Origin of the sequence: Citrobacter sp. BDA59-3 (assembly GCF_015167655.1) — a bacterium.
Taxonomy (GTDB): domain Bacteria; phylum Pseudomonadota; class Gammaproteobacteria; order Enterobacterales; family Enterobacteriaceae; genus Phytobacter; species Phytobacter diazotrophicus.
On the sequence record NZ_CP063427.1, the window covers coordinates 223309 to 240020 of the forward strand.

Consider the following 16712-nt stretch of genomic DNA (forward strand, 5'->3'; position numbering starts at 1 on the left):
TCATGACGGACATGACACTGCATCAATCTACCGCCAGCAGCCCGCCGAAAGGGCTGCTGTGGCTTTTACTCGCGCTGATCGCCTTGCTGAGTCTACTGCCCAGCCTGCGACTGCTTATTTCCGCCCTCTTTGACTGGCAGCAAGGTAGCAACAGTAGCCTGTGGCGCGTGTTGAGCAATGAAACCACCTGGGTTGCGCTCTACAATAGCCTGTATACCAGCGGGTTAGGCACGGTGCTGTCGCTGCTGTTGGGCAGTTTTTTCGCCTTTTGCCTGGCCCTGACCAATATTCGTGGCAAGCAGATTTGGGTCTTCCTGTTTATGCTGCCAATGATGATCCCCCCGCAGGTCACCGCCCTGAGTTGGTTACAATTGTTTGGCCCCAGCAGCATTTTGCTCAACAGTATTGGGCTCGCGCCGGGGTTTGGCAGTACCAATCCCCTTTACTCGCCGGAAGGCATCGCGCTATTGCTGGGGATCCAGCATGCGCCGCTGGTCTTCCTGGCTCTGCGCACGCAGCTACAGTGTCTGCCAAAAGAGCAAATTGAAGCCGCGCGGCTGAATGGCGCCTCGTTGTGGCGGGTGTTCATCGATATCGTATTGCCGCTGTGCCGCACCGCGCTGTGGGCTGGTGCGGCAATTGCATTTGTTTCCGCGCTGGGTAACTTCGGCATTCCCGCCATGCTCGGGATACCCATTTCCTATTTTGTGCTGCCGATTCAGATTTACCAGACGCTCTCCAGCTTTGGTCCGTCGATGTTAAACGACGTCGCGGCGCTGTCTGTGCTGATGGGCGTGCTCGCCATTGGTATCGTGACCTTGCAGGGATATATGCAGCGTCGTCACGCGCTGCCGCTTATTGGGATGGCCGGGCGGGCGCTCAGTTTTCAGTTAGGTAAATGGCGACTGGCGACCGAAGTGCTGCTGGGCATGGTGTTGTGCGCCATCCTGCTGGCACCGCTGCTGGCGCTGATTGCAACGTCGCTGGTACCCACGCTGGGCGTGCCGCTGAATGCCGATACCCTGACCTTTGCCGCCTGGCGAGCGATGTTTGATAACCAGAGCGCTACCTGGCGAGCACTCACTAACAGTATCTCGCTCTCCGTGAGCGCCTCGCTGGTTCTGATGTTGCTGTGTCTGCCACTGGCGTGGCTACTGGTACGCTATCCCAGCCGTCCGCTGCGGTGGTTATATAGCGTCATCGATATTCCCTACACCCTGCCGGGCGTGGTGCTGGCGATTGCCTTTATTTTGCTGTTTGCCCGTCCGCTTCCGCTGGTGGGTATCAGCCTGAGTGGGACGCTGACCATCATTTTCCTCGCCTATCTTGCCCGTTTTCTGACGGTCTGCCTAAAGCCGGTGCATAACAGCATGTTGCAGCTTGACCCGGCGATGGAAGAGGCGGCCAGTCTGGCCGGGGCGAATTTTTCGCAGCGTCTGCGCCATATTGTGTTGCCGCTGCTGGCCCCTGCCGCATTTGCCGGGGCGCTGCTGGTCTTTCTGACCGCCGTCAACGAGCTGACCGTCTCCGCGCTGTTGTGGAGTGCCGGTAAAGAGACGCTTGGGGTGGTGATTTTTAATCTCGACGAAAGCGGCAACAAGGTGCTGGCCTCGGCGATCTCCGTGTTAGTCGTAGGGCTGGTGGCCTGCGTCATGTTATTGCTGAGCAGTCTCGGCAAGTATTTACCCAAAGGAGTTATCCCGTGGCAGAACTAATACTGGAACGGCTGAACAAGGTGTTTGGAGAGCAGGCCGTGGTACGGGATCTGAGTCTCACCATTCCCGAAGGGGCCTTCACCGCACTGCTGGGGCCGAGCGGCTGTGGCAAAACCACCACGCTGCGTATTCTTGCCGGGCTTGAGCACCTCTCTTCCGGGCGCTTGCTGCTGGGGGATCGCCTGCTGGCGGACTCGCGGGTGCATATGCCGCCGGAAACCCGCGATATGGGGATGGTATTTCAGTCTTATGCCCTCTGGCCGCATATGACAGTGGCGGAAAACGTGGGTTATCCGCTGAAATTGCGCAAAGTGAATGGCGCTGCGCGCCAGAAGCGGGTGATGGGAGCGCTGGATGTGGTGGAACTGGGCGCTTATGCCGGGCGCTCGCCGCAGGAGCTTAGCGGCGGTCAACGCCAACGCGTAGCGCTGGCCCGTTGCCTGGTGTCGGAGCCGGAAGTGGTGTTGCTCGATGAACCGCTGGCGAACCTCGACCGTCATCTGCGCGCTACTATGGAGCAGACGTTTCGCGAGTTTCACCGCCGTACCGGGGCGACTTTTGTCTATGTTACCCACGATCAGGCCGAGGCGATGGCGCTGGCCAGCCACATTGCGGTGATGCATCAGGGAGAATTAATGCAGTGGGGGGCGCCGCAGACGCTCTATCAGCATCCACAAAATGCCTGGGTGGCGGGGTTTATCGGTAAAGGCAGCATTCTGTCGCTGGCAACCCAGTATCCGCAAGCACAACTGGATAGCGTGCAACTGCATGACGGTCTTGCCCCCGACAATACACAACCGCGCCAGCAGGTATTGGTTCGCCCGGAGCATGTCATGGTGAGTGATAGCGGGTTGCCGGCAACGGTGGAAAGCTGCATTTTCCAGGGAGAACGCTACCTGCTGGAACTGCGTCTGCCGGATGGGCAGCGGTTAAGCGCCTTCCACCATTTGCCGTTGCGTGAACAGCAGAACGCAGGTGTGCGCCTGTTACAAGGATGGTGCCTGGAGGCGGCGTGACGGTACAAATTGAGATTATCAGTGGGGCGGGACATAAAGCCCCCGCAGCGATTCTGGTTTCCACGCCCCGGCAACGTATTTTGCTGGATGCAGGCGGTGCGCTGGATCCGCATACGGAACTCTGGCCAGTACCGGAAAAGATCGATGCGATCCTGCTTAGCCATGATCATGTCGATCATATTGGCGGTTTGCATCGTCTTGCGTCGCACATCCCGGTCTATTGTACGCAGATCACCGCACAATCATTACCCTCAGGGCACAACGTTCACCCCATTGCGGTACGCGGACAATTCCAGTTGGACGACATTACGGTGACGACGGGCAGTTGCGGACACGCCTGGGGCGGGGTGTGGTTTCATCTTAATGTGGCCGGCGGCCTGTTTTACAGCGGCGATATCAGCATGGAATCGGCGCTGTTTCGCTTTGATGCACCGCCGCCTGCGCAGATTGCGCTGGTGGATGCGTCGTACGGGCTCTATAACGTTTCACAACGCCAGCAGTGGGATAAATTGCGTGCTCGTCTGACGCATCCGGTGCTGTGTCCGGTGCCGCCGTCGGGCAGGGCGGTGGAACTGGCGCTGCTACTGGCGCGTGAGGGGCGTACCGATATCGCGCTTGATGCGCCCTGTCAGGAAGTGCTCAGGCAAATGGCCGCGCATAATGACGGCAGTTTGCGCGAGGATGTGGCGGCAGATTTACAGCAGCTTTTGCGCACCCTTCCGGCGTTTTCCGCCCAGTCATCGCTGATTCTGGCCGCAGATCCTGATGGGCAAAGTGGGGTGGCGGGCGAACTGCGTCGACGCAAAGATTTCCACCATCGTACCCTGTTTACGGGTCATATGAATCGCCTTAACCATCAACAGTGGCTGGCCGGGGAAGTGGATTTTTGCCGCTGGAATGTGCATCCAACTCTCAATACCTTAATGTTGTTGGTGTCGATGCTAAAGTGCAGCAAGCTGGTGCCGATGTTTACTCATGTAGAGGACATCCAGGACTGGCAACTCGCACCTGAATGCCACATCGTTACACAGAATATGTTGGGGGTGGATCTATGCCACTGATATGCAAACCCTTTGTTTTTGTTCGTCACGGCGAGACGCCGCTTAACCGCGATAAAGTGATTGGCGGGAGTACGGATGTGCCGCTGACCGACGAAGGGGAGCAGCAGGCACGTTCCGCTGCACCCATTCTGGGCCGTTATGACTGGAATGGTGTGGCGGTAAGTTCGCTCAAGCGGGCCCAACGCACCCTCGAACTGGCGCTGCCTGGTGCGGCCCATGTGGTTATGCCGGATTTATGTGAGCGCGACTGGGGCGATCTGGAAAACCGTCCGCTGGCAGAGTTAACGCCGTATGAAAGTACGCCGCCTGGCGGTGAAAGTTGGGAGACGTTTTGCACCCGCGTCACGGATGCGCTTAACAGCCTGCTGGAACAATACGATACGCCGTTAATTGTGGCGCATTCTGGCGTTTACCGTGTGATCCGCTACCACGCCTTCGGCACGCCTTATGGCGATCGCGTGGGGAACGCGGTGCCGATGTGGATCTCGCCTGGCGAAACGCCACAAGAGTGGCAGATAGTTCCACTGGCGGAGCGGGATTAAGCGGCACGAGAGCCAGGCACGTGTCGCGAGCGACACAGATCATACCGTCCTGCGTCGCTCTGCATAGGCAGTATTAGCGTGATACGCCACCGTACCGGGCGAACCAGTCCAGCATCCGGCGCCAGCCATCTTTTGCTGATTCTTCATGATAGCTGGGACGATAATCGGCGTTAAATGCGTGCCCGGCGTCAGGATAAACCACGATCTCGGCGTGCGCGTTGGCGGCGCGTAACGCCTGACGCATGGTCTCGACCGTCTCCAGCGGGATCCCCGTATCCTGTGCGCCATACAGACCGAGGACCGGCGCATTGAGGTCGGTGGCGATATCCACCGGATGCTTCGGTGAATTCAGTGATTTTTGTCCCACCAGTTTCCCATACCATGCGACCGCGGCTTTCAATTGCGGGTTATGGGCCGCGTACAGCCAGGTAATCCTTCCTCCCCAGCAAAAACCGGTCGCCAACAGTCGATGAGCATCACCGCCATTACGTGCCGCCCAGTTGGCGACATGATCGAGGTCGGCCAGCACCTGCGCATCGGGCACCTTCATGACCAGCCCATCAAAAAGAGTCTGAATATCCGCGAAATCATTCGGGTCACCCTGACGAAAATAGAGTTCAGGGGCGACAGCCAGATACCCTTCGAGCGCAAGGCGGCGGCACAGATCGCGAATATGCTCATGTACGCCGAAGATTTCCTGAATCACCAGCACCACGGGCAGGGGATCGGAGGCATTTTTAGGCCGCGCATGGTACGCAGGCATGCTATCGCCCTGGCTTGGGATGGTGGTTTCGCCTGCGATGATGGCGTCTTCCGGGGTGTGCAGTGTGGTTGAAGCGTGAGGTGATGCCGCCGGTGCGAAGCCCGGTAATGTTTTGGTTGTCATGGCGTTCTCCATACCCTTTATTTAGCGCTCCACTAACTATAGTCCGACAGAGCGCAAATCATCCTGCGCGAAAAAGGCTATCTTTGGAGCAGGGCGAGACGGCTGAATGTGTTAATGTGATTGATATCACTATTTTATGGAAATGTTATGCAAACAAATTACATCATGGAGATCTAAGTCACGAAATTACGTGCATACCTTCTGTAAAGTACCGTTTTGCTTCTTCTGACTAACCCTGATCACAGAGGAGTTTTTATGTCCAAGTCTGATGTTTTTCATCTCGGCCTCACCAAGAACGATTTACAAGGGGCTACGCTTGCCATCGTCCCTGGCGATCCAGAGCGTGTGGAAAAGATCGCCGCGCTGATGGATAAGCCGGTTAAGCTGGCATCTCACCGCGAGTTCACCTCCTGGCGCGCTGAACTGGATGGCAAAGCTGTCATCGTCTGCTCCACCGGTATCGGCGGCCCGTCAACCTCTATCGCTGTAGAAGAGCTGGCCCAACTGGGTATCCGCACTTTCCTGCGCGTCGGTACGACAGGCGCTATTCAGCCCAATATTAATGTTGGTGATGTACTGGTCACCACCGCGTCAGTCCGTCTGGACGGTGCCAGCCTGCATTTTGCGCCGATGGAATATCCGGCTGTGGCTGACTTCGAGTGCACCACCGCGCTGGTGGCTGCGGCGAAAGAAGTGGGGGCAACCACCCATATCGGTGTGACCGCCTCTTCCGACACCTTCTACCCAGGCCAGGAGCGTTATGACACCTTCTCCGGCCACGTGGTGAGCCGTTTCAAAGGTTCTATGGAAGAGTGGCAGTCCATGGGCGTAATGAACTACGAAATGGAATCCGCAACCTTGCTGACCATGTGCTCAAGCCAGGGGCTGCGTGCCGGGATGGTGGCGGGTGTTATCGTCAACCGTACCCAGCAGGAAATTCCAAACGCTGAGACCATGAAGCAAACGGAAAGCCATGCGGTGAAAATCGTGGTGGAAGCCGCGCGCCGTCTGCTGTAATTATTTCTTTCCGTATGAAGGCCGGCATGCCCGGCCTTTTGCTTATCTGCTGTTTCCCTGGGCGGGATTAATCCGTATTTTGTCCACCTGCCACGCTTGCGGTTCACAATAAAAACAACCGATTCGTATCCGCTGCTTATAGAACACACCCTTAATGAACTGTTCAGCGGAGGGTTGAAACGTAGGGCAATCTCGCCCAATCTGTTACACTTCACGAACATTTTCTTCAATAGCAGGCACTAAGATGGCGGAAGATTCAAAAGAGACGACGCACTTTGGTTTTCAGACCGTCGCCAAAGATCAGAAAGCCGAGATGGTGGCACACGTGTTCCACTCGGTTGCCGCAAAATACGATGTCATGAACGACTTAATGTCGATGGGCATCCACCGTTTGTGGAAACGTTTTACGATCGACTGTAGCGGCGTGCGCCGCGGGCAAAAAGTTCTCGATCTGGCCGGGGGAACCGGCGACCTGACGGCTAAATTCTCTCGTCTGGTCGGCGAAACAGGTCAGGTAGTGCTGGCAGACATTAACGAGTCCATGCTCAAAATGGGCCGCGAAAAACTGCGCAATATCGGCATTATCGGCAACGTTGAATATGTTCAGGCGAATGCCGAAGCACTGCCGTTTCCGGATAACACGTTTGACTGCATCACCATCTCTTTTGGGCTGCGTAATGTCACCGAAAAAGAGAGCGCCCTGCGTTCTATGTACCGCGTGCTTAAACCCGGTGGACGCCTGCTGGTGCTGGAATTTTCCAAACCGATTATTGAACCGCTGAGCAAGGTGTATGACGCCTACTCTTTCCATGTACTGCCGCGCATTGGGCAACTGGTAGCCAGCGATGCGGAAAGCTACCGCTACCTGGCGGAATCCATCCGTATGCATCCGGATCAGGAAACCCTGAAAGCGATGATGCAGAGCGCAGGATTTGAAAACGTCGATTACTACAACATGACCGCAGGCATTGTTGCGCTGCATCGTGGCTACAAGTTCTGACAGGAGTTCACATGCCTTTTAAGCCACTGGTGACTGCGGGTGTTGAGCGTGTGCTGAATACCTTTTTCTATCGCGAGCGGGCGCTTAAACCTGCCCGGCAGCGGTTGCAGGGAAAAGTGTTGCGCATTGCGCTAAAAGAGTTTGCTTCGCCACTGGTGCTGGCCTTTAGTGAACGCCAGGTCGATGTGCTGGGCGAGTGGGAAGGCGAGGCTGATTGTACGGTGATTACCCAGCTTCGCGTTTTGCCTAAGCTGCGTGACAGACAGCAGTTGACGGCGCTGATTCGCTCGGGCGAACTGGAAGTCCAGGGCGATATTCAGGTGGTGCAAAATCTTGTTGCGCTGATGGATCTGGCCGAATTCGATGTCGCGGAGCTGCTGGCCCCTTATACCGGCGATGTGGCTGCTGAGGGGATTGGCAAAGCACTGCGTAACGGTGCGTTTCTGGTGCGCCACGGCTTTGAGCGCCAGCAGAACTATGTGGCAGAAGTGCTTACCGAAGAGTGGCGTCTGGCGCCAGGGGCACTGGAAGTGGCCTGGTTTGCGGAAGAAACCGCCGCAGTAGAACGCGCAGTGGACGCATTCAGCAAACGCCTGGATAAACTGGAGGGCAAATGACGCCAGGAGAAATTCGGCGCCTCTATTTCATCATCCAGACCTTTTTGAGTTACGGCCTTGATGAGCTTATCCCCGTCATGCGTATTACGTTGCCGCTGCGACTCTGGCGACGCACGCTATTCTGGATGCCCAATCGGCATAAAGAGAAAGCGCTTGGGGTACGCTTACGCCTGGCGTTACAGGAGTTAGGTCCGGTATGGATTAAATTCGGGCAAATGCTCTCTACCCGACGCGATCTCTTCCCGCCGCATATCGCCGATCAACTGGCTATGTTGCAGGACAGAGTGGCCCCTTTCGATGGCGTACTGGCCAAACAGCAGATTGAAAAAGCGATGGGCGGTCTGCCCGTTGAGGCGTGGTTTGATGATTTCGAGATTGAGCCGCTGGCCTCCGCTTCCATTGCCCAGGTACATACCGCGCGGTTGAAAGAGAACGGCAAAGAGGTGGTCATTAAAGTTATCCGCCCGGACATTCTGCCGATCATCAAAGCGGATTTAAAACTCATTTACCGTCTGGCAGGCTGGGTGCCGCGCTTGCTGCCGGACGGGCGTCGTCTGCGTCCGCAAGAAGTGGTGCGCGAGTACGAAAAAACGTTGATCGACGAACTCGATTTACTCCGTGAGTCGGCAAACGCTATCCAGTTGCGACGTAACTTCGAAAACAGCCCGATGCTCTATATTCCCGAAGTGTATCCGGACTACTGTAGCCAGAACATGATGGTGATGGAGCGCATCTACGGCATTCCGGTCTCAGATGTGGCGACACTGGAGAAAAACGGAACCAACATGAAATTGTTGGCTGAGCGCGGTGTTCAGGTGTTTTTCACCCAGGTTTTCCGCGACAGTTTTTTCCATGCCGATATGCATCCTGGCAATATTTTCGTCAGCTTTGAACACCCGGAAAACCCCCAGTATATCGGTATCGACTGCGGTATCGTCGGGTCGTTGAATAAAGAAGATAAGCGTTATCTTGCGGAAAACTTTATTGCTTTCTTCAACCGCGATTACCGCAAGGTGGCTGAGCTGCATGTCGATTCCGGCTGGGTGCCGCCGGATACGAACGTTGAAGATTTCGAATTTGCCATTCGTACCGTGTGCGAACCGATTTTTGAAAAGCCGCTGGCGGAAATATCGTTTGGCCATGTGCTGCTGAACCTGTTTAACACTGCACGCCGTTTCAATATGGAAGTCCAGCCGCAACTGGTGCTGCTGCAGAAAACCCTGCTTTATATTGAGGGTGTGGGTCGTCAGCTTTATCCACAACTGGATCTATGGAAAACGGCGAAGCCATTCCTGGAGTCGTGGATTAAAGATCAGGTGGGTATACCGGCGCTGTTGAAAGCGGTGAAAGAGAAAGGGCCCTTCTGGATCGAGAAAATGCCAGAGCTTCCTGAACTGGTGTACAACAGCTTGCGGCAGGGTAAGCAATTGCAGCATAGCGTTGATAGGATCGCCAGCGAGTTGCAGACCAACCATGTGCGTCAGGGGCAATCCCGTTATCTGTTTGGCATCGGCGCGACGCTGATGTTGAGTGGAACCCTGTTGCTGATTAATCGCCCGGAATGGGGTTTCGCCCCCGGATGGTTAATGGCTATCGGTTTATTAACCTGGATTGTCGGTTGGCGCAAAACTCGCTGATTTTAACATCGCCCCTGGGAGGCACGGTAACGTATACTGTGGCTTGTTTTCATCATCTCCTACAGAGGACTATGTATGGGTGGTATCAGTATTTGGCAGTTGTTGATTGTTGCGGTTATCGTCGTGCTGCTGTTTGGAACGAAAAAACTCGGTTCTATCGGTTCCGATTTGGGTGCATCGATCAAAGGCTTTAAAAAGGCCATGAGCGATGATGACAAGCAAGACAAAGACAAATCTGCAGAGGATGCGGATTTCACTGCTAAATCTCTTGCTGATAAGCAAGAGGACGTGAAGAAAGACGAAAAGCGTCACGACAAAGAACAGGTGTAATTCGTGTTTGATATTGGTTTTAGCGAACTGCTATTAGTCTTCGTCATCGGCCTTGTGGTACTGGGGCCGCAGCGTTTACCCGTTGCGGTGCGTACGATTGTGGGCTGGATCCGCGCGCTTCGCTCGCTGGCGACGACGGTGCAAAATGAACTGACTCAGGAGCTTAAGCTGCAGGAGTTTCAGGACAGCCTCAAGAAAGTTGAGAAAGCCAGTCTGGACAATCTGACGCCGGAACTAAAGGCATCAATGGATGAGTTGCGCCAGGCAGCCGAGTCGATGAAACGTTCCTATACCGTCAACGATCCGGAAAAGGCCAGCGATGAAGCGCACACTATCCATAACCCGGTGGTGAAAGGTAACGAAGCGCAGCACGAAGGCGTCACTCCGGCAACGGCAGAAGCGCAGGCCAGCGCACCGGAGCAGGCTCCTGACATTCAGGATGCGCCGGAGGCGAAAAAAACCGTAACTCAGGCCGCAGAAGCGAAAACGGCTTCTGAGGCGACCCCTTCTTCAAGTGATAAATCCTGAACATGGCTGTCGATGATACTCAACCGCTCATCACGCATTTGATTGAGCTACGTAAGCGCCTGTTAAACTGCATTATTGCCGTTATCGTGATCTTTCTGGCGCTGGTTTATTTTGCCAATGACATCTATCAGATAGTTTCAGCGCCCTTGATTAAACAGATGCCGCTGGGTGCGACGATGATCGCAACCGATGTGGCGTCACCTTTTTTCACGCCGATCAAGTTGACCTTCATGGTGTCGCTGATTCTCTCGGCACCGGTCATTCTTTATCAGGTGTGGGCGTTTGTGGCCCCGGCGCTCTACAAACATGAGCGCCGTCTGATTATCCCGCTGCTGGTTTCCAGTTCGCTGCTGTTCTATATCGGTATGGCATTCGCCTACTTTGTGGTGTTCCCGCTGGCGTTTGGCTTCCTGACTCATACGGCACCGGAAGGCGTGCTTGTCTCGACCGATATTGCCAGCTATTTGAATTTCGTCATGGGGCTGTTTATGGCCTTTGGCGTCGCGTTTGAAGTGCCTGTAGCCATCGTGCTGCTGTGCTGGATGGGTATAACAACGCCGCAATCGTTGCGCCAGAAGCGCCCCTATGTGCTGGTAGGGGCATTTGTGGTGGGCATGTTGCTGACGCCGCCGGATGTTTTCTCCCAGACGTTGCTGGCCATCCCCATGTACTGTCTGTTTGAGGTGGGCGTCTTTTTCGCGCGCTTCTACACCGGCAAACGCCGTCAGGTTGACGAAGACGAAGAAGAAACCACGACAGAAGAGTAAATCCAGCCGCCCGTCAGGGCGGTTGTTGTCTGGAGCGCTGTATGTTTGATATCGGTGTGAATCTCACCAGTTCCCAGTTTGCCAAAGATCGTGATGATGTGGTGGCGCGCGCGCAGGCGGCGGGTGTCAGCGGCATGCTGCTGACCGGCACTAATCTGCATGAAAGTCAGCAGGCGCAACAACTGGCAAAGCGCTACCCACGCTGCTGGTCCACCGCCGGCGTACACCCGCACGACAGCAGTAGCTGGACGCAGGACACGGCAGATGCCCTCCGCCAGCTTGCCGCCCAGCCAGAAGTGGTGGCAATTGGCGAGTGTGGGCTCGATTTCAACCGTAATTTCTCGACCCCCGAAGAGCAGGAGCGGGCTTTTTCCGCGCAATTGGCGCTGGCGGCAGAACGGGGTATGCCCGTTTTTTTACACTGTCGCGATGCCCATGACCGTTTTTTGGCGCTCCTGGATCCCTGGCTTCCCCGCTTGCCCGGTGCGGTGCTGCACTGTTTCACCGGCACATTAGACGAAGCGCAGGCGTGCCTGGCGCGGGGTATCTATCTGGGTATTACCGGTTGGGTGTGTGATGAACGGCGTGGACTGGAACTGCGCGACGTGTTGCCGCATATCCCCGCAGACCGTCTGTTTGTAGAAACTGATGCGCCGTATTTGCTGCCGCGTGATTTGTCGCCGAAACCAGCATCAAGACGTAACGAACCCGCGCATCTGGGGCATATTCTGGCCTGCGTCGCTCAGTTGCGCGGTGAAGATGCCCAATGGCTTAGCGACGTGACGAATCAAAACGTGCAGACGCTATTTGGCATCAGGCTTTAACGCAGGATCACACTTTACGGAAGTCGGTATTTTTGATGCTCTGTAGCACCTGTTTATTCAGCAGGTTAAGCAGCAGCATGGAGCGGGCTTCGCCGTCCGGCTCTTTAAAGATAGCCTGTAACCCTTCCAGCGCCCCTTCGGTAATGATCACACTATCGCCGGGGTACGGCGTTTCAGGGTCGGTAACGCCCTCGGGTTTATACAGGGAAAGCTGATGGATAACCGTTGAAGGAACTTGTGCCGGGCTCGCGCCAAAACGGACAAAGTGGCTAACGCCGCGAGTCGCATTAATCGTGGTGGTGTGAATCACCTCGGGATCGAACTCAACAAACAGATAATTTGGGAAGAGCGGTTCGCTCACTGTGGTACGTTTACCACGGACCATTTTTTCCAGTGAGATCATTGGCGTCAGGCAGTTGACCGCCTGGCGTTGAAGATGTTCCTGGGCGCGCTGGAGCTGGCCTCGTTTGCAGTAAAGTAAATACCAGGATTGCATAATGTTCTTTTCCGAAAGTTCGGTGAGCAAGCATACCAAAAGCCTAAGGCGATGGCGAAGTTGATTATAACTGGCGACAATACTTACCGTCCTCTTTCACCTTGATTTAACAAAATTACAGCAACGTGAAGATGAACACCGTATAATAGAGCGCTTAGCAAGAGGCCATTATAAACCCCATGAAATACCATGACCTACGTGATTTTCTGACGCTGCTTGAACAGCAGGGTGAATTAAAACGCATTACATTACCGGTTGATCCCCATCTGGAGATGACGGAAATTGCTGACCGCACCCTGCGCGCGGGAGGACCGGCGTTACTGTTCGAAAACCCGAAAGGGTACACGATGCCGGTGCTGTGCAATTTGTTCGGTACGCCACGTCGGGTTGCATTAGGTATGGGGCAGGAAGAGGTGAGCGCCCTGCGAGAAGTGGGGAAATTGCTGGCCTTTCTGAAAGAGCCGGAGCCGCCAAAAGGCTTTCGCGACCTCTTCGATAAGCTCCCCCAGTTTAAACAAGTGCTGAACATGCCGACCAAACGGCTGCGCGGTGCGCCTTGCCAGCAAAAAGTGGTGCAGGGCGACGATGTCGATCTCACCAAAATCCCTATCATGCAGTGCTGGCCCGATGATGTCGCGCCGCTGATTACCTGGGGGTTGACGGTAACGCGCGGACCACAAAAAGAGCGCCAGAATTTAGGCATTTATCGCCAGCAACTGATTGGTAAAAATAAGCTGATCATGCGTTGGTTGTCCCATCGCGGCGGCGCGCTCGATTTTCAGGAGTGGTGTGCGGCGCATCCGGGCGAACGTTTCCCGGTCTCTGTAGCTCTCGGTGCGGACCCGGCGACGATTCTGGGGGCGGTCACGCCCGTTCCGGACACCCTGTCGGAATATGCCTTTGCCGGGTTACTGCGCGGCACCAAAACCGAAGTCGTCAAATGCCTCTCCAATGATTTAGAAGTCCCGGCCAGTGCGGAAATGGTGCTGGAAGGCTATATTGAGGCTGGAGATATGGCACCCGAAGGGCCGTATGGCGACCATACCGGCTACTATAACGAGGTCGATAACTTCCCGGTCTTTACCGTCACGCACATTACGCAGCGTGAAGACGCGATTTACCATTCGACCTACACCGGCCGTCCGCCGGATGAACCTGCCGTGCTCGGTGTGGCGCTCAATGAAGTGTTCGTCCCGATTTTGCAAAAGCAGTTCCCGGAAATCGTCGATTTTTATCTGCCGCCGGAGGGCTGTTCTTATCGCCTTGCCGTCGTCACCATGAAGAAACAGTACGCAGGTCATGCAAAACGCGTCATGATGGGCGTCTGGTCGTTCTTGCGCCAGTTTATGTACACCAAGTTCGTGATTGTGTGTGACGACGATGTCAATGCGCGTGACTGGAACGATGTGATTTGGGCGATCACCACCCGTATGGACCCTGCGCGGGACACGGTACTGGTGGAGAATACGCCAATTGATTACCTGGACTTTGCCTCGCCGGTTTCCGGTCTTGGCTCAAAAATGGGCCTGGATGCCACCAATAAATGGCCTGGCGAAACCGAACGAGAGTGGGGTCGCCCCATCAGGAAAGACCCTGACGTGACGGCGCGTATCGACGCCATCTGGGATGAACTGGCCATTTTTAGTGACGGTAAAGGTGCCTGACGCGCCGCCGTTTTTCGCCAGACATTACGACAACGAGTATGAACCCGACAGAGGGAGCGCATGACAACCTTAAGCTGTAAAGTGACCTCGGTAGACGCCATCACCGATACCGTATATCGCGTCCGTTTAGTGCCGGAAGCGGCTTTTTCTTTTCGCGCTGGCCAGTACTTAATGGTGGTGATGGATGAACGAGACAAACGCCCCTTCTCTCTGGCTTCCACGCCGAGCCAGCACGACTTTATCGAGCTGCACATTGGCGCATCAGAATTAAATCTCTACGCCATGGCGGTGATGGACCGTATCCTGAAAGACCGGGAAATTGTGGTGGATCTTCCGCACGGTGACGCCTGGCTACGTGACGATGAAGAGCGTCCGTTGGTGCTGATTGCCGGGGGAACCGGTTTCTCCTACGCGCGTTCCATTTTGCTGACGGCGCTTGAGCAAAACCCGAACCGTGATATCACCATTTACTGGGGTGGGCGCGAAGAGAAGCACCTGTATGATCTGTCCGAGCTGGAAGCATTGTCCGTTGATCATCCGAACCTGCGCGTGGTGCCGGTGGTTGAGCAGCCGGAAGAGAACTGGCGTGGCCGCAGCGGAACCGTTTTGACCGCCGTATTGCAGGATTTCGGTACGCTGGCGGAGCATGATATCTATATCGCCGGACGTTTTGAGATGGCGAAAATCGCCCGTGACCTGTTCTGCAATGAGCGTGGTGCACGCGAAGACCGCCTGTTTGGCGACGCATTCGCGTTTATTTAAGCCTTCCCGAAAACCACCCCTTCGTGGAGGTGGTGGTTTTCAGCAATCACTCATCCATGTTGTAGAAGTAAACAAACAGCGGCTTATCGTTTTCTAACAGACACATCATCTCGCCTGACGCGCCTTGCTTCGTTTCGAGGTTTGCCGTCACCTGGGTCGCAATATGCTGGCTACCGATATTTTCATCGAAGCGCTCAATAACCGCTGTGCTGGCGTTCGGCCTGGCGGTTTGCAGTTTCGCGTGTAATCCCGGATTGTCGGCTCTGAGCTTATTGAGCCCAAATGTCAGGCAGCGTTGTGCCATGACTTGTTCCTGGCGGGTCTCTTCATTTGCCAGTGCTGTCTGCGCTGCCAGTGCGAATGTGGGTAACAGAATAAACAGACAGGATAAAGCCAGAGTAGCGTTCTTCATTTCATTCCCTTGTCGATGTGGTGTCGCTCCAATAAGGAGTGTAAGGGATGGAGAGAAGAATAAGAAATAAAAAGCCCGCCCCTGACAGGCGGGAAAACGGCAACTAAATCTTTCTTTGCCATTGACACCATAACGGCGTTGGCTGCACTCATTTGCCCGAATCACTTACTTCTGTAAGCGCATCGGGATGTATTCGCTTGCCGTCTTGTTCTGGCGCCAATGTCTTTGAGATCAATTTTTGTAAGCCGGGCACGCGAAGCGCCCCGGCATCGTGTTATACCCGCTCGAACACCGTTGCGATGCCCTGACCCAGCCCGATACACATGGTCGCCAGACCAAACTGGGCATCTTTGCGCTCCATCAGGTTGAGCAGGGTAGTGCTGATACGCGTACCTGAACAACCCAGCGGATGGCCGAGCGCGATCGCACCGCCGTTGAGGTTAATCTTCTCGTCAATCTGCTCCATCAACCCCAGATCTTTTATGCACGGTAGGATCTGTGCGGCAAAGGCCTCGTTCATTTCAAACAGGTCAATGTCGCTGGTGGTCAGGCCCGCTTTTTTCAGCGCCAGCTTTGATGCCGGAACCGGGCCATAACCCATAATGGATGGGTCGCACCCGACGACAGCCATCGAACGTACGCGCGCCCGTGGTTTCAGGCCTAACTCGCGGGCACGGCTCTCACTCATGACCAGCATTGCCGATGCGCCGTCGGACAAGGCGGAAGAGGTCCCCGCAGTGACCGTGCCGCTCACCGGATCGAACGCCGGTCTTAAGGCCGAGAGCGCTTCAACGGTGGTTTCCGGGCGAATGACTTCGTCATAATTAAATTGCTTTAACACGCCATCGGCATCGTGACCGCCGGTGGGGATGATTTCATTTTTAAATGCCCCGGACTGTGTGGCGGCCCAGGCGCGGGCATGAGAACGCGCGCCAAACGCGTCCTGCATTTCGCGGCTGATGCCGTGCATTCGGGAAAGCATCTCTGCGGTAAGCCCCATCATTCCTGCGGCTTTCGCCACATTGCGGCTCATACCCGGATGGAAATCCACACCGTGGCTCATCGGAACATGACCCATATGCTCCACGCCGCCAACCAGACAGGCCTGCGCATCGCCGGTCATGATCATTCGGGCGGCATCGTGCAGCGCCTGCATTGATGAACCACACAGACGGTTAACGGTCACTGCAGGTACGGAATGGGGGATCTCCGCCAGCAATGACGCGTTGCGGGCAATGTTGAAACCCTGCTCCAGCGTCTGCTGAACACAGCCCCAGTAGATATCGTCAATCGCAGAAGCGTCCAGCGCCGGGTTACGCGCCAGCAGGCTGCGCATCAGGTGCGCGGAGAGATCTTCCGCGCGCACGTTGCGAAATGCGCCGCCTTTTGAACGGCCCATCGGGGTGCGAATTGCATCGACAATGACAACCTGTTCCAT

General features: G+C 55.5%; 18 protein-coding genes. 14 read left to right on the forward strand and 4 right to left on the reverse strand.

Annotation, left to right across the window (positions count from 1 at the left end):
• Nucleotides 1–11 precede the first annotated feature (11 nt).
• From IP582_RS01065 to IP582_RS01080, 4 genes are read left to right on the forward strand one after another with little or no spacing between them, the layout of a single operon-like run.
• A complete protein-coding gene (locus tag IP582_RS01065; protein WP_193794843.1) occupies nt 12–1715 on the forward strand; it encodes an iron ABC transporter permease in 1704 nt (567 codons plus the stop codon).
• Nucleotides 1703–2731, forward strand: coding sequence for an ABC transporter ATP-binding protein (locus IP582_RS01070; RefSeq protein ID WP_193794844.1), 1029 nt, complete (start codon nt 1703–1705; stop codon nt 2729–2731). The genes IP582_RS01065 and IP582_RS01070 overlap by 13 nt, the downstream gene beginning before the upstream one ends.
• Nucleotides 2728–3792 carry an MBL fold metallo-hydrolase gene (locus IP582_RS01075; RefSeq protein WP_193794845.1) on the forward strand — a complete coding sequence of 355 codons (1065 nt, stop codon included), beginning with the start codon at nt 2728–2730 and terminating at the stop codon, nt 3790–3792. Before IP582_RS01070 ends, IP582_RS01075 begins: the two co-directional genes overlap by 4 nt.
• Nucleotides 3783–4334, forward strand: coding sequence for a histidine phosphatase family protein (locus tag IP582_RS01080; RefSeq protein ID WP_071195569.1), 552 nt, complete (start codon nt 3783–3785; stop codon nt 4332–4334). The genes IP582_RS01075 and IP582_RS01080 overlap by 10 nt, the downstream gene beginning before the upstream one ends.
• A 73-nt stretch (nt 4335–4407) precedes the next feature.
• On the opposite strand, the gene IP582_RS01085 is transcribed toward IP582_RS01080, so the two are convergent.
• Entirely contained in the window at nt 4408–5220 is an 813-nt protein-coding gene (locus IP582_RS01085) for a dienelactone hydrolase family protein (protein ID WP_193794846.1), read from the reverse strand.
• A 255-nt stretch (nt 5221–5475) separates the two neighbouring features.
• On the opposite strand from IP582_RS01085, the gene udp reads away from it, so the two are divergent.
• The 8 genes from udp (at nt 5476) to tatD (ending at nt 11940) form a co-directional block, all read left to right on the forward strand.
• Entirely contained in the window at nt 5476–6237 is a 762-nt protein-coding gene (gene udp, locus IP582_RS01090) for a uridine phosphorylase (RefSeq protein WP_193794847.1), read from the forward strand.
• Nucleotides 6238–6481: 244 nt separating this feature from the next.
• Complete coding sequence (gene ubiE / locus IP582_RS01095) at nt 6482–7237, forward strand: bifunctional demethylmenaquinone methyltransferase/2-methoxy-6-polyprenyl-1,4-benzoquinol methylase UbiE (protein ID WP_039077057.1); 756 nt, start codon at nt 6482–6484, stop codon at nt 7235–7237.
• 11 nt (nt 7238–7248) lie between these two features.
• Nucleotides 7249–7854 (forward strand): SCP2 domain-containing protein, encoded by a 606-nt coding sequence (locus IP582_RS01100; RefSeq protein WP_039077058.1) that lies wholly within the window; start codon nt 7249–7251, stop codon nt 7852–7854.
• Nucleotides 7851–9491 (forward strand): ubiquinone biosynthesis regulatory protein kinase UbiB, encoded by a 1641-nt coding sequence (gene ubiB, locus IP582_RS01105; RefSeq protein ID WP_071195571.1) that lies wholly within the window; start codon nt 7851–7853, stop codon nt 9489–9491. The genes IP582_RS01100 and ubiB overlap by 4 nt, the downstream gene beginning before the upstream one ends.
• A 75-nt stretch (nt 9492–9566) precedes the next feature.
• The gene (gene tatA, locus IP582_RS01110; protein ID WP_039077060.1) at nt 9567–9821 is read left to right on the forward strand and encodes a Sec-independent protein translocase subunit TatA; all 255 of its coding nucleotides are present in this window, start codon (nt 9567–9569) and stop codon (nt 9819–9821) included.
• A gap of 3 nt (nt 9822–9824) precedes the next feature.
• Nucleotides 9825–10349, forward strand: a complete 525-nt coding sequence (tatB, locus tag IP582_RS01115; protein ID WP_039077061.1) for a Sec-independent protein translocase protein TatB — start codon at nt 9825–9827, stop codon at nt 10347–10349.
• Between the two features lie 2 nt (nt 10350–10351).
• Entirely contained in the window at nt 10352–11116 is a 765-nt protein-coding gene (gene tatC, locus IP582_RS01120; protein WP_039077062.1) for a Sec-independent protein translocase subunit TatC, read from the forward strand.
• A gap of 41 nt (nt 11117–11157) precedes the next feature.
• A complete protein-coding gene (gene tatD, locus IP582_RS01125; RefSeq protein WP_193794848.1) occupies nt 11158–11940 on the forward strand; it encodes a 3'-5' ssDNA/RNA exonuclease TatD in 783 nt (260 codons plus the stop codon).
• 7 nt (nt 11941–11947) lie between these two features.
• On the opposite strand, the gene rfaH is transcribed toward tatD, so the two are convergent.
• Nucleotides 11948–12436 carry a transcription/translation regulatory transformer protein RfaH gene (gene rfaH / locus IP582_RS01130; protein ID WP_039077064.1) on the reverse strand — a complete coding sequence of 163 codons (489 nt, stop codon included), beginning with the start codon at nt 12434–12436 and terminating at the stop codon, nt 11948–11950.
• A 179-nt stretch (nt 12437–12615) separates the two neighbouring features.
• On the opposite strand from rfaH, the gene ubiD reads away from it, so the two are divergent.
• Both ubiD and fre read left to right on the forward strand, forming a co-directional pair.
• Nucleotides 12616–14100, forward strand: coding sequence for a 4-hydroxy-3-polyprenylbenzoate decarboxylase (gene ubiD, locus IP582_RS01135; protein WP_193794849.1), 1485 nt, complete (start codon nt 12616–12618; stop codon nt 14098–14100).
• A 60-nt stretch (nt 14101–14160) separates the two neighbouring features.
• Nucleotides 14161–14862, forward strand: a complete 702-nt coding sequence (gene fre / locus IP582_RS01140) for an NAD(P)H-flavin reductase (protein ID WP_039077066.1) — start codon at nt 14161–14163, stop codon at nt 14860–14862.
• Nucleotides 14863–14908: 46 nt separating this feature from the next.
• On the opposite strand, the gene IP582_RS01145 is transcribed toward fre, so the two are convergent.
• Together IP582_RS01145 and fadA are read right to left on the reverse strand one after the other, a co-directional pair.
• Nucleotides 14909–15274, reverse strand: coding sequence for a hypothetical protein (locus tag IP582_RS01145; protein ID WP_228007933.1), 366 nt, complete (start codon nt 15272–15274; stop codon nt 14909–14911).
• A gap of 274 nt (nt 15275–15548) precedes the next feature.
• Nucleotides 15549–16712: an acetyl-CoA C-acyltransferase FadA gene (gene fadA, locus IP582_RS01150; protein ID WP_193794850.1), complete on the reverse strand. Its 1164-nt coding sequence runs from the start codon at nt 16710–16712 to the stop codon at nt 15549–15551.

Excerpts from the sequence above, each read along its gene's own strand:
- tatD (WP_193794848.1), top strand. The coding sequence starts at position 11,158 with ATGTTTGATATCGGTGTGAATCTCACCAGTTCCCAGTTTGCCAAAGAT.
- udp (WP_193794847.1), top strand. The coding sequence starts at position 5,476 with ATGTCCAAGTCTGATGTTTTTCATCTCGGCCTCACCAAGAACGATTTA.
- rfaH (WP_039077064.1), bottom strand. The coding sequence starts at position 12,436 with ATGCAATCCTGGTATTTACTTTACTGCAAACGAGGCCAGCTCCAGCGC.
- IP582_RS01085 (WP_193794846.1), bottom strand. The coding sequence starts at position 5,220 with ATGACAACCAAAACATTACCGGGCTTCGCACCGGCGGCATCACCTCAC.
- IP582_RS01145 (WP_228007933.1), bottom strand. The coding sequence starts at position 15,274 with ATGAAGAACGCTACTCTGGCTTTATCCTGTCTGTTTATTCTGTTACCC.
- tatA (WP_039077060.1), top strand. The coding sequence starts at position 9,567 with ATGGGTGGTATCAGTATTTGGCAGTTGTTGATTGTTGCGGTTATCGTC.
- fre (WP_039077066.1), top strand. The coding sequence starts at position 14,161 with ATGACAACCTTAAGCTGTAAAGTGACCTCGGTAGACGCCATCACCGAT.
- fadA (WP_193794850.1), bottom strand. The coding sequence starts at position 16,712 with ATGGAACAGGTTGTCATTGTCGATGCAATTCGCACCCCGATGGGCCGT.
- tatC (WP_039077062.1), top strand. The coding sequence starts at position 10,352 with ATGGCTGTCGATGATACTCAACCGCTCATCACGCATTTGATTGAGCTA.
- IP582_RS01100 (WP_039077058.1), top strand. The coding sequence starts at position 7,249 with ATGCCTTTTAAGCCACTGGTGACTGCGGGTGTTGAGCGTGTGCTGAAT.
- IP582_RS01065 (WP_193794843.1), top strand. The coding sequence starts at position 12 with ATGACACTGCATCAATCTACCGCCAGCAGCCCGCCGAAAGGGCTGCTG.
- ubiD (WP_193794849.1), top strand. The coding sequence starts at position 12,616 with ATGAAATACCATGACCTACGTGATTTTCTGACGCTGCTTGAACAGCAG.
- IP582_RS01080 (WP_071195569.1), top strand. The coding sequence starts at position 3,783 with ATGCCACTGATATGCAAACCCTTTGTTTTTGTTCGTCACGGCGAGACG.
- ubiB (WP_071195571.1), top strand. The coding sequence starts at position 7,851 with ATGACGCCAGGAGAAATTCGGCGCCTCTATTTCATCATCCAGACCTTT.
- ubiE (WP_039077057.1), top strand. The coding sequence starts at position 6,482 with ATGGCGGAAGATTCAAAAGAGACGACGCACTTTGGTTTTCAGACCGTC.